Annotated in this window: 10 protein-coding genes; 4 read left to right on the top strand and 6 right to left on the bottom strand. The window is 61.6% G+C overall.

Translation table 11 applies throughout. The annotated features are described in order from the left end of the window. Positions 1 to 18: 18 nt before the first annotated feature. Genes P0O24_RS01565 through smc form a run of 5 tightly spaced genes read right to left on the bottom strand, consistent with a single transcriptional unit; the run spans position 19 to position 6,552 of the window. The gene (locus P0O24_RS01565; RefSeq protein ID WP_316967983.1) at positions 19 to 831 is read right to left on the bottom strand and encodes an HD domain-containing protein; all 813 of its coding nucleotides are present in this window, start codon (positions 829 to 831) and stop codon (positions 19 to 21) included. A gap of 21 nt (positions 832 to 852) precedes the next feature. Then, positions 853 to 1,248, bottom strand: coding sequence for a hypothetical protein (locus P0O24_RS01560; protein ID WP_316967982.1), 396 nt, complete (start codon positions 1,246 to 1,248; stop codon positions 853 to 855). Then, positions 1,238 to 2,323 (bottom strand): SMC-Scp complex subunit ScpB, encoded by a 1,086-nt coding sequence (scpB, locus tag P0O24_RS01555; RefSeq protein ID WP_316967981.1) that lies wholly within the window; start codon positions 2,321 to 2,323, stop codon positions 1,238 to 1,240. Before scpB ends, P0O24_RS01560 begins: the two co-directional genes overlap by 11 nt. Positions 2,324 to 2,335: 12 nt before the next feature. Further along, positions 2,336 to 3,040, bottom strand: a complete 705-nt coding sequence (locus P0O24_RS01550) for a ScpA family protein (RefSeq protein WP_316967980.1) — start codon at positions 3,038 to 3,040, stop codon at positions 2,336 to 2,338. Further along, positions 3,037 to 6,552, bottom strand: a complete 3,516-nt coding sequence (gene smc / locus P0O24_RS01545; RefSeq protein ID WP_316967979.1) for a chromosome segregation protein SMC — start codon at positions 6,550 to 6,552, stop codon at positions 3,037 to 3,039. The genes P0O24_RS01550 and smc overlap by 4 nt, the downstream gene beginning before the upstream one ends. A 317-nt stretch (positions 6,553 to 6,869) precedes the next feature. On the opposite strand from smc, the gene P0O24_RS01540 reads away from it, so the two are divergent. After that, complete coding sequence (locus tag P0O24_RS01540; protein ID WP_316967978.1) at positions 6,870 to 7,790, top strand: calcium/sodium antiporter; 921 nt, start codon at positions 6,870 to 6,872, stop codon at positions 7,788 to 7,790. A 57-nt stretch (positions 7,791 to 7,847) separates the two neighbouring features. On the opposite strand, the gene P0O24_RS01535 is transcribed toward P0O24_RS01540, so the two are convergent. After that, positions 7,848 to 8,984, bottom strand: coding sequence for a TIGR04083 family peptide-modifying radical SAM enzyme (locus P0O24_RS01535; RefSeq protein ID WP_394356654.1), 1,137 nt, complete (start codon positions 8,982 to 8,984; stop codon positions 7,848 to 7,850). A 359-nt stretch (positions 8,985 to 9,343) separates the two neighbouring features. Here P0O24_RS01535 and P0O24_RS01530 point away from each other — a divergent pair, with 359 nt between their 5' ends. The 3 genes from P0O24_RS01530 (at position 9,344) to P0O24_RS01520 (ending at position 11,978) form a co-directional block, all read left to right on the top strand. Then, positions 9,344 to 10,036 carry an acylphosphatase gene (locus P0O24_RS01530; protein WP_316967976.1) on the top strand — a complete coding sequence of 231 codons (693 nt, stop codon included), beginning with the start codon at positions 9,344 to 9,346 and terminating at the stop codon, positions 10,034 to 10,036. Between the two features lie 191 nt (positions 10,037 to 10,227). Then, positions 10,228 to 11,451 carry a methyl coenzyme M reductase-arginine methyltransferase Mmp10 gene (gene mmp10, locus P0O24_RS01525; RefSeq protein WP_316967975.1) on the top strand — a complete coding sequence of 408 codons (1,224 nt, stop codon included), beginning with the start codon at positions 10,228 to 10,230 and terminating at the stop codon, positions 11,449 to 11,451. Positions 11,452 to 11,453: 2 nt separating this feature from the next. Continuing rightward, on the top strand, positions 11,454 to 11,978 hold the full coding sequence (locus P0O24_RS01520) for a hypothetical protein (protein WP_316967974.1): 525 nt from the start codon (positions 11,454 to 11,456) through the stop codon (positions 11,976 to 11,978). The last annotated feature ends 27 nt before the right edge of the window (positions 11,979 to 12,005 follow it).

The following is a 12,005-nucleotide window of genomic DNA, read 5'->3' as shown; positions in this document are numbered from 1 at the left end:
TGAAGCTGAGATCGTCCATCAATCCAGACCCTGGGGGCTCTCGGCCTCGATCCTCTCGGCGAGGCGGGATTTGAGAAGGTCGATGATCCTCTCAGCCACCTGGGAACGGGGGAGGACCTCCCGGGTCCGTTCTAGGTAGCCCCTCTCCTCGACCTCCACCAGAGCCGGCCGGAAGTTTATGTCGAAGATCCAGCTCGCCTGGAGGAGCTTGAAGTCGTTGAGGCTATTGAGGTCCTTCACCTTCACGATCTCTCCTGCCAAGAGGGCCCGGCAGACCTCTTCCGAGATCCCCGGCGCATCGGGAAGGTCCAATTCCAGAGCCCCGTTCCGGTACCCTTCACCAGCCCGGCGGCTGTAGTAGTCGAGGAGGAGGGCCCAGACGTCCAGCTTGTCCGCGTCCCGGAGGAGCTTGGTGAAGAAGAGGCACCTATCTTCCTCGTACTCCGGAAGGTGGGCCCGGTTGTGATACGATATCGCCTTCAGGATGAGCTTTCGCTCCGAGGGATCCAGGTCGTCGAGGATGCAGCCCTCGATGAGGACCTGGACTGAGAGGGCGGCGTGGTCGCAGGATCGCCGGTCAGAGAAGGTCTTGTATCGGGCGTACTGGGGGAAGCGGCCCAGGTCGTGGAGGAGGGCGGCAGCCTCCGCGAGGCAGAGGTCCTCCCCGGAGAGGCCGAGGGATAGTCCGATCTCCCGAATCTCCCGGCGGACGCGGGTGGTGTGCTCCTCCTTCAGGATGATGTTTCTGTCCGCTTCAGGGTAGCCGGCCTTGAAGGTCTGGACGTATCCGGAGAACCAGCGGACGAGATCCTTTAATGTCTCTTCGTCCATCCCGGCCCCCCCGAGAGCTCCTCACTCTTCGAAGGGGACGATGTATACGCCGTCCACTCTCTTCTGCCCCTTGACGAGCTCGCAGTGCCTCAGGATCGCAAACTGGTTCTCCAGCTCCTCAGCCGGGAGGTCGAACTTTCCTGCGATCTCCTCCCTTCTGGCACCGCCCTTCGACGCGATGAACTCGTAGATCTCCCTCTGGGAGTCGGTCAGCCCCTGCGTCCCCACCAGCCCCGCCCTCTCCCGGAGGATCTTTTTGGACCTGACCGCCCAGGGGTCGCAGACCTTGATCCTCGAGTGGGCGTTGATGTAGCAGTTCTCGCATATCCTGACCCCGCCCTCCTCGATGAGGTCATCTTCGGGGAAGTCGCGGCCGCACCGATCGCAGTTTGACCCGTCATCTCCCTTATCCACCATTTTTATCCGCCTCCTTCGAACTTCCAATATCATTCAGGCTCTTCAAGATCGCTTCGTACCGCTCCCTGATCCTGTCGATGATGTCCATCTCGTAAGGCTGATGGGTCGGGACCTGAATCTCGGCCTCCACCCCCATGTAGTCGGGGGCGGCAGAGATCCCGTCCTCGTCAGTCAAAACCCCGAGGTCCAGGGCGATCTCCTGGATCATCGGCGAGAGGGGCCTTATCGGCCGGGCTCCTATCGCCCTCCCCCTGTAATCCGCGAGGAGGGCATCGATCTCCGCCTGAAGGGACTCGGTCTTCTCCTGGTCGAACCTCCCCGACTTCTCAGCGATGAGGTTTATGGTCTCCTTCAACTGGGTGAAGGTCCTGACGGAGGCCTCCAAAAGCTCCCCTGAATAGTGCTCTTTTGCCCTCTCCTGGTAGCCTGGAGCTATGATCAGGAGGTCGAGGCTCTTCATCGCCTCGATGTCATTTTTGTAGGGGTTGTAGGGGTTGACGACGGCGAAGGCGAGGCCCATCCTCTCGGCGAGGCTCCTGTACATGGGGGTGACCCCGAGCCTCTTTCTCTCCTTCATCACCCTTTTGACGAAATCGGGGTCATCGAAGTCGAGGCCGAAGTACTCGGCGAAGGTCTTGGTGGTGGTGATGATCTTCGTCCTCCCCATCTTCGCCGCCTGGATGAGCCCTCGATCCTCCAGCTCTTTGACGTGGGAGTAGCTCTTGTTGCCCCGGATCCGCGCCAGCTCTCTCTGGGCCATCGGCTGGTTGTAGGCGATGATGGCGAGGGTCCGGAGGAGCGGGGCCTCCAGCTCCTTCGGGCCGACCTTGCTCACCCTCTCGGCGACGGAGGAGCGGACCTGCATTACGTACCGGTCCTCAAACTCTCGAATCTCGATCCCGCCGCACCTCTCCGAATATTCCCGGACCAGACCATCGGCGAGGCTTCTAACAGCCCTTGCGGGCAGGTCCGTCGCCTCCGCGATCTCCGCGATCGAGAGAGGCCTTCCGGCAGCGAAGAGGGCGGCCTCCACCACCGCTGACAGCTCTTCGTCCTCAGATACTTCGCCCGCCAAAAGCGATCCACCTCACCCCAAAGGCTCCCCCGCGCCCCCGGGGTGCCTCCTTATGTAGAGCTCCCCGAAGAGGGTCTCCTGCTCGAGCCAGATCTCCCTCCTCCCCGCCATGAAGAGGAGAGAGACGTAACTGAGGACGTCGCCGGCTATATCCGAGAAGGAGATCCGGTCCGCGGCCTCCAGCCTCTCGAAGACCACACCCCGGAGGGCCCTGATCCGGTCCTCGATCCCCTCCTCGTGGGCCCGCTCCATCGCCTCCTCCACCGTCGGCTCGGGCTTCTCCCTCACCCTCACCACCTTCCTCTCGGCGACGACCTCCGCCCTCTTAAGCTCGTATATCAGCTCCTCCAGGGTGACGGGCCTCTTAGTCCTCCTCCTGATGGGAGGGGCGGGAAGCCCTTCGACCCGCCGCCGCCTGTATATCGGTCCGTCGTCGAGGTCGTCGAAGAGGTCGTCTTCGGCCTCATCCTCATCTCCCTCGATGGAATCGGACTTCATCCGGAGGAGTATGCTGGCGTATAGGAGGGTTCTTCCCAGGGCCGGAAGGTCTCTATCCCCCAGGGCCTCGATCTGCTCCAAGAATTTCTCAGTCACCGATGAGAGGTCCACGTCCCAGGGGTCGATCTCCCCCCGCCTCGCCAGGTCCAAAAGGACCTGGACGGGGTCCGGCTCCAGGCCGAAGGTCTGCGAAACCTCCAGGACTTCGACGTCGCTCAATTGAGGCAGACCCCCGTCACGGTAGATATATTGTTCTCCTGCATCGTCACCCCTACTATGTACTTCGCCTCCTGGATCATGGGCTTTCGCAAAGAGACGACTATGAACTGGGCGGTCTGGGCTATGCCCTTGATCAGCTTCGCCACCCTCTCGACGTTCGCCCCGTCCAGGAACATGTCGATCTCGTCCAGGGCGTAGAAGGGGGCGGGCCTAAACCTCTGGATGGCGAATATGAAGGAGAGGGCTGTGAGGCTCTTCTCCCCCCCGGACATCGCCTCCAGCCTGTGGAATGCCTTCCGGGCGGGCCGGGCCCTGATCGTCATCCCGCCGCTGAGGGGGTCGTCCTCGTTCTCGAGAATGAGCTCCCCCTCACCGTCGGAGAGGGCGTGGAACGTATCTCTGAAGTTCTCGTTGATCCCATTGAAGGCCGCCATGAACGTCTCACGCTTCATCTCCTCGTACCGGTCGAGCTTCGCCAGGAGATCTTCCCTCTCCCTCTGGAGCGTCTCTCTCCTCTCCCTGAGGGTCTCCATCCGATCGAAGACCCGGTCGTACTCCTCGATGGCCAGCATATTCACCGGCTCCAGCTCCTCCATGGACCTCTCCAGGGCGTTGATCTTCCGGATTATCGTCTGGCTCTTGGGGGGGTCCTCAGAGACGTCGATCCCGAACCCCTCAATCTCGGCCCTGAGACCTTCGGCAGAAGATCTGATCTCACGGGCTGCGCCTTCGGCCGCCGCCATCCGGGCCCGGACCCGGTCCACCTCCCGTTCGATGGAGTCCACCGCCCTCCCCTGGGCTGCGACCCTGTCGAGGAGCCGGCTTCGTTCGCCCTTGAGGCCGGAGAGCTCTTCCTCGATCTCCCTCTCCTTTCGGGCCAGCTCGACGAGGGCGGCCTTCGCCTCGACGACCCTCTCGGCCGCAGCCCTCTTCTTCTCCGCCGCAGCCCTCTTCTTCTCTTCCCGGGACTCTTTCCTTTTGGCGAGCTCTGCCTTCCGGGCAACGCAGCTCTCCCGCCTCAGCCGGTGGCCGGTGATCTCTGCCTCGATCTCGGAGGACTTCCGCTCAAGTCCCCTGATCTCGGCCTCGAGGCCGTCGGCGAGGGCCGATATCTCCGGGATCTCCGAGCCGGATAGAGCCCTCTCGAGCTCTTCGGCCCGCTCCTGGTGACCCCTCGACTCCGCCTCCACCTCCCGGATCTTCCCTTCCAGGGAGTCGAGCTTCTCCCTCACGCCGGCGGCGTCGGCGGTCATCTCTGCGAGCCTCGTCTCCCTATCCTGGACGAGCCTTTCGAGCCTGATCATCTGGGACTCGATCTCCTCGGTCCGGACCTCGATCCGCGAGAGATCCCTGCCCAGCTCTTCGGCATTCCTCCGGACGGCTGAGACCTCCCCCTCGACCCGGTCGAGCCTCTCGATGAGAGCCTCCCTCTCGGCCTGGGCTGCGACGACCATCCTATTCGCATCCTCCAGCCTCTGCCGCTCGTCGGCGGCGAACTTCAGCCTCGACTTGAAGTGGCCTCCCGTCATGGCGCCGCCCTTCTCCACCAGGTCCCCCTCCAGGGTCACCATACGATAGCGGCCCATCAGCCTTCTCGCCGTATTCAGGTCTTTCACCACCAGGGTCTCCCTGAAGACGCTCCAGAAGGCGGGGTGGAAACGGGGTTCGAACTCGACGAGGTTTATGGCGTAGTCGACGACCCCATCCTCTTGGGGCGGAGGCGGTGGGTTGCCCATAGGCATCTTGTTGAGGGGGAGGAATGTAGCCCTCCCGGCCTTCGACCTCTTGAGCCCCTCGATCGCCTGGGCCGCGTCTCCGTCGGTCTCGGCGACGATGCTCTGGAGCCTCGCGCCTGCCGCCACCTCCAGTGCGGTGGAGTGGACGGAAGAGACGTCCCCGAGCTCGGCGATGGTACCGTAGAGCCCCGATAGCTGGCCGCGGCTTATGGCGGACCTGATCGCCTCCACAGCCCTGCTGTAGCCAGACCCCTCCCCGGCGGACCGGAGGCTCGCCTCGGCCCTCGCTCTCTCCATCTGGAGCCTCTGGAGCTTCTCGTCGACGGCGGCCATCTCCCTCCTTATCGATATCCGCGCGGAGTCGAGGTCGTCCCTCTCCTCTTCGATATCCGATATCCTCTCCTCGATCCCCTCCTGCTCCCCCCCTATCCTCTCCTTCTCCCTCTGGAGGGCGGAAGCCGTCTCCTTCGCCTCGGCGATCTCCATCGCCGCCTCCTCCCGCTCGATCGACCTCCTCCTGGCGGCGTCCAGGTGGCGGTCCCTCTCCCTCATCAGGTCTGACGCCCTCGACTTCGTCTCCTCCACATCCCTCTTGACGGAGGCGAGCTCGTCTCTCAGACCTGAGTACCGCGCGTCGGCCCTGGCGATCTCGTCCCTGTAGCCCTGGAGGGACTCCTCCCTCTCGGCTACCTCGGCGAGGATGCTCGCCTTCCTGATGGAACCGTCCCGGATCTCCTCGGCGAGGACCTCCGCCTCTCGGCCGATCCTGTCCGCCTCCAGGTAGTCGGACCTCTGTTCAGCCTCGATCTCGGCGATCTCGGCCTCGGCCATCTCGATCCTGCTCTCGTCGGCCTCGATCCTCCCCTTCGCCTCCACCATCCGCCGCTTGACCTCGATCTGCTCGTCCTCGCCTTTGTATGTGATCTCGGCGTTCAGCTCTTGAAGCTCCCCCTCGAGGACCGAGTGGGCGGCCCTCTCCTGGTCGAGGCTCTCGGATAGGAGACGTTCCTTATCCTGAAGCTCGAGCCCCTCCCTCTCCAGATCTGCGAGGTCGGATTCGGCCTCCTTCAGCTTCGCCAGGAGGAGGAAGGCCTCCATCCGCCGTTTCTCCTCTCGATGGGCCTGGTAGGCGAGGGCCCTATCCCTCTCCTCGGCGAGCCTCGATAGCTGGGACTCCACCTCCACCAGGATGACGTCACCCCGGTCGATCCTCTCCCTCACCACCTCCAGCTCCTCCAGGGCCTTCTTCTTCTTCTCGTCGAACTCGGCGACGCCGGCTATCTCGTCGACGATCCTCCTCCGTTCGAGGGGGGTCATCTCGATGATCCTGGTGACGTCCCCCTGCATCACCACGTTGTACCCTTCCGGGGTGATCCCGGCTCGGGATAGGTGGTCATGGATCTCCGTCTGGGTGCAGGGGTTGCCGTTAAAATAGTAGATGCTCTGGTACTTGTTTTTGGTCAGCCTGACCTTCCTCGCTATCTCGAGGACGTCCCCGTCCAGCGGAATGGTCCGGCTGGAGTTGTCGAACTTGACAGTCACCTGGGCGAAGTCGGGGTTTTTGCCGTTGTCGCCGTGATAAATCAGGTCGGGGAGCCTCTCGGCCCTCATCGCCCTGCTGGAGGAGAGGGATAGGGCGAAGAGGAGGGCGTCGACGACGTTCGACTTGCCGCTGCCGTTGGGGCCGGTGACTGCGACGAAATCGTTCTCGAGGGGTATCACTACCTTCCTGCCGAAGGACTTGAAGTTTACGAGCTCTATCTCCTTGATATGCAACCCCGACCACCTTTGCCACTCCGATCGAGACCGGAAAGCGCCTATAACGCCTCCGGACCGAAAATCTCGGGGCGCTTACCCCCCGAGGACCCCCTGGTCGATCTCTAACCGGAAAATCCTTTGTATCTTCTCATTAAAATACCTATTCAACCCCCCATATACCGTCCTCCCCGAATTTAGGCCGATCTCGGATGGTCTTAGACCGCCTCATCCGGCCCTTCGGCGCCATCTCCCAATATATACCGCCACCGCTAGCCGGGCGGAAGACGGATTGATTAATTAACGAGAGACGCCTGGTAGCTAACGGGGCAGATCCGTTGCAGGAGTTTCTGATCTTCGTCGGGAGCCTCGTCGCCCTCTACTTCGGGGCGAAGGCGATCACTGATAGCGCCGTCCATTTCGCCAAGGTCCTGGGGGTGTCCGAGTTCGTCATAGGGGCGACGGTCGTCGCCTTCGGCACAGCCCTTCCGGAGTTCTCGACCTCCATGACGGCGATGCTAGTCGACGGCGGGAAGCCCGAGATCGTCGCAGGAAACGTCCTGGGATCGATCCTGGCTAACATCGGCCTCGCCCTCGGCTCGGCGGCGATCTTCTACGGGATATACATCGATAGGAAGATCCTGGAATTGGACCTATCCTTCTTCCTCGCCACCATCCTCGCCCTATACATAGTCTTCCTCGACTTCATCGTCACCTGGATTGAGGGGATATTTCTGATCGCCATCTACCTATCCTTCATCCGCCACGAGATATTGGAGCGCAAAAAGAGCGGGGAGAAGGGGACCGAGAGGCTCCGGCCGGGAAGCGTCGCCCTCTTCCTGGCAGGGATGGCGACCCTCGCCGTCGGCGCCAAATACATGGTGGAGGCGATAGGGGAGATCTCCATCACCCTGGGGATCTCAGAGGCGGTGGTGGCGGTGATCCTCCTCGCGGTGGGAACTTCCCTGCCCGAGGTATCCACCGCCGTCGTCGCCGCCAAGAACGGCAGGGGGGAGATCGCAATGGGGGACATCATCGGTGCCAACACCTTCAACGCCCTGATCATCCTGGGCGCATCCTCCATGGTGGGAGACGTGGCAGCGAGCGAGCCCTTCGTTTCCGCCACCGTCCCCGTGGTGGTGCTGGTCAGCCTCCTCCTGGGGTTCATGGTCCTGGGAAACAGGATCACGAGGTTCGAGGGGTCGATGCTCCTCGCGATATACTTCCTGGAGATGATGGCGATCCTGACGATCCTCTGAATTCGAAGAAGAAAAGAATTAATAAAGGGAGTGATAATAAACTCGACGATCTGACGTCTAGCTCGATATTATCTTCTGGATGAGGGCCATCATCCCCGGCTTTGCACCCTCGGACGGCCCCGATGAGAGGCAGGCCGAGCCCATCCCCATGGACCCGAAGATCTCTTTATTGAACCTGTCGGCGATCTCGTCGAAGATCCTCTTATATGCTATGCAGTGGGGGTCGACACCCAACAGCTCCCCCCCGGAAGGCGCTATGGCGTTGTAGGGGCATCCCCCCCGACAGTATCTGATATGCCTGCAGCTCTTGCACTCCCGGTCCACCATATCCTTGAAGGCCCGCATCCTCTTTCCGGCCTCTGATCCGGCCAGATCCGCCACCGTCGGCCGGTCCCGGACGTTGCCCATCGCCCACTCCTCCATCCCCACGAAACGGTAACAGGGATAGATCGTCCCGTTGGGGCCGACGGCAAAGGTATCCTCCATGCAGTCGACGTAGGTGCAGACCGTCCCCCGACCGGTGAAGACGCAACGGCAGAGGTCATTGATATTTCTGACCTCGATATCGTCCATATTCTCCAGGTATCTGTCCAGAAGATAGACGAGGAGGTCGCCGTACTTCACGGGGGCGAGAGCCCACTGGTCGGGGTCGTCGCTTTTGATGGAGGGGAGGGCCGGGTGGAGCTTGAGGGTGAGGCCGTTCTCCAAAAAGAAGTTGAATATATCCTCCTTGAAGTCTATCGAGTATGATGTGAAGGTGCAGATGAACTGGACGGAGAGGCCATGGGCCCTGGCGATCTCATATCCCGCCATCGTCTTATCGAAGTAGCCCGCAGACCTCTGAAGGTCGTTCAGATCCTTCGGGCCGTCGAGGCTCGAGCCGATGGGGACCCTGTACTCAGCGAGGACCTGGGCCATCTCCGGGGTCATCTTCCAGAGGTTCGTCTGGAGGGCGAAGGCGATCTTCCGGGGGCGGAGCCCCTCGGTTATCAGGGAGAGTGCCTCCCGATAAAAGTCGGGGCCCGCGAGGAGGGGCTCGCCGCCGTGGAATGTGAAAGTGATGGGATCATCCCGGAACGTCTGCAGCCACTCGACCATCTCTTTGACGGTCTCCATCGTCATTATAGGGGACCTCTCGTCGGAGGACCAGCAGTAGCTGCAGCTGGATGGACAGCCTAGGGTGGGTATGATCATCACATGAAAGGGCTTCTTATGAGCCACGATCAATTTTGGTCTTCTTCAAGGTACTAATAGTTTTCTGGCTTTCGATTTTCCCCTTGGTCGCACTATCAGGAGAAGGGAAAGGAGGAAGATCAACCCGGCGCAGGGCATCTAGGATGAAATAATATGTACAGTTATAAAATGATCCTTCGGACTCTCCGCTTCATGTCCTCCACCCCACCTCAGGGCTCCGGTCCCAAGGAGGCGGGGTGGGCGCCGACGGCTGCAGAGTGTGGTGGTAGAGGCAAAGATGGTGATGAAGGCATGGAGATAAGTCCCAGGTCGCCGACCGAAACCCTAACATCTCAGGAGAGCCTGATAGGAGAACGGATATGCAACGAGTCGAGATCATCGCTCGCGGAGAAGTCCAGCGGGTCGGCTTCCGGGACGTGGTCCAGAAGATGGGCCGGGACCTGGGCCTCTCCGGGACCGTCGAAAACCAGGAGCCCTACGACGTCAGGATAGTAGCCGAGGGGCAAGAGGATCCCCTGAAGGAGTTTGTGAAGGCACTTAGAATAGATGAGGGGCCTATCCAGGTCCGGGACCTGGACGTCACCTGGACTTCTGCCACCGGCGAGTTTCCCTACTTCAAGATCCTGAGGGGGGACTGGCAGGAGGAGCTGGGAGAGAGGTTCGACGTGGCGGTGGTACTGCTCCACAGAAGCGCACAGCTCGGCGAAGAGAACCTGGCCGTAGGAAAGATGATGCTCGATAAGCAGGATCAGATGCTCGATAAGCAGGATCAGATGCTCGATAAGCAGGATCAGATGCTCGATAAGCAGGATCAGATGCTCGATAAGCAGGAGACTTCGATATCCCTGCTCAAGAAGATCAATCAGGACACCTCCGAGATCGGGTTCATAAGGGAAGAGGTCGCAGCATCCCGCATCGAGGCCCGCCGCGGGAAGGATGAGATCATATCTGCTATCAAAGGCTCCACTCCGGACGAGAAGTACGAGGAGCTCCGCCGGGAGATTGCCGAGATCAAGGCTGCCATCGAAGATCTGAGGGCGAAGGTGAGCTGACCCCCGGAGGCTCTGACCCCAGCATCTCTTTTATCAAAGGGTTTCGATCGTCGAAGATGAGCGCTCCGATCTTTCGGCTCAGATGCGGATCCTGGATAGGTCAGTCTCTTACGCACCATCCCCGTTCCCCCCCGGCCATCCCGCAAAGGCTTTACCCCCCCAGAACGATCCCTCATCCGGAGAGTTTCAGGATGGAGATTCTGGCGGACGTCGGCGGAAGGCCCGGGATAGACTGCAAGGGCTTTTGCAGCTACTGCTACTTCAAAGGCGTGAAGACCAACGAGCTTTCGCCCTTCGGATGCAAGAGGTGCCTCCCCTTCAAAAAGGGTTGCGACTACTGCTCCCGGGCGATCGCCGAGGCGTACCCCGGCTTCAAGCCGATGGAGACGGTGGTGATGGAGGTGGCGGGGGCCACCTTCGGCAGAAGGCCCGAGAAGGTGACGATCAGCGGCGGCGGCGACCTCAGCTGCTACCCCCGCCTCCTGGATCTCGCCCGGATGGTGGGGCAGGGAGGGGTGCCGATCCACCTCGGCTACACCAGCGGGAAGGGGTTTGTCAGGGGGGACGAGGCCGAACCCCTCATGGAGGCTGGGGTGAAGGAGGTCTCCTTCACCGTCTTCTCCACCGACCCGGAGCTTCGGAGGAGGTACATGAACGACCGTCACCCCGAGGCCGCCCTCGCCAACCTCCGGAAGTTCGCCGAAGGCTGCGACGTCTACGCCGCCTCCGTCCTGATACCGGGGGTCAACGACGGCCCTGAGCTGGACCGGACCTGCAGGGACCTGGAGGAGATGGGGGTCAAGAACCTGATCCTCATGAGGTTCGCCAACACCCGGGAGCAGGGGCTCATCCTGGGAAACGAGCCGATCATCCCCGGCGTCGTCCCCCACTCCGTCCAGGAGTTTCGAGATATCGTGACGGAGACGAACGAGAAGCACTCCTTCAGGGTGGCGGGGACCCCCCTCTGGGACCCGGTGACCAAATCCCCCTTCGCCCTGGCGTACCATAAAGAAGAGATCCGGCGACTTCCCGCCGTCCGGAAGGGGGCGACGGTCATCACCAGCTCCGTCGCAGCCCCCCTCTTATCGGCGATCTTCGCAGAGCTCGGAGATCTTGTGAACGTCGTCGCCGTCGATAAGGATATCGGATGCCTCATAACCATCCGAGACCTCCTCACCCTCGACCTCGCCGACGTAAAAGAGACTGTGATCCTCCCCGGAAGGACGATGGCCTTCGACCCGGAGATGAGAAAGGTCCTATCGAGGGACGGGGTCGCACGGCTCGTCCGGCGCGGCCCCGACAGGCTCACCGTCGACGGCGAGATGTCCATCAGCATGACCCCCGAAGAGGTGATCGAGGTGGAGGTGGAGGCCTTCACCGAACTGATCGAGGAGATCAACGGCCTTGGGGTATGAATATGAAGACGACGATAGTATCACCGAAGATCTACACCTACGGCTCTCTCGTCCTGGGCGGAGTCCTCAGGGACCGGGGCCACTCAGTCTCCATCACCCGGGACCTCCGATCCAAGGGAGAGGTGACCCTCTTAAGCCTCTTCTCCACCTCCCAGCTCCTCGACCCCGAGATCCGAGAGTTTGCAAAGGGCTCTTCGAGGATATACGTCGGGGGTCCCGTCGGCCTCGTCCCCGAGATCGTCCTGGGAGAGCTCGATGTCGACGGCGTCGTGATGGGGGAAGGAGAAGAGGTCGCCCCTGACCTCGTCGAAAGAGGGGCCTGCGCCGAGATCCCCGGCGTTGCCTTCCGTCGGGGGGAGGTGGTGGTCAAGACCGAGCCGGTCCCCATCGCCGACCTCGACCACGCCATGCCCCTGATCCCCCAAGACCTACGGAGCCAGAACGTCCGAGGCGCCAACGTCTACATCGAGACCCACCGGGGCTGCCTCGGAGGATGCACCTTCTGCCAGGTCCCCCCCGGCCCTTAGGGATCGAGTCCGGGACCGATGGATACT

The sequence above is a fragment of the Candidatus Methanocrinis alkalitolerans genome (assembly GCF_029167205.1).
Classification (GTDB): Archaea; Halobacteriota; Methanosarcinia; order Methanotrichales; family Methanotrichaceae; genus Methanocrinis; species Methanocrinis alkalitolerans.
The sequence above is the reverse complement of the archived record's forward strand: the minus strand, read 5'-3'. Positions and strand labels throughout refer to the sequence as shown.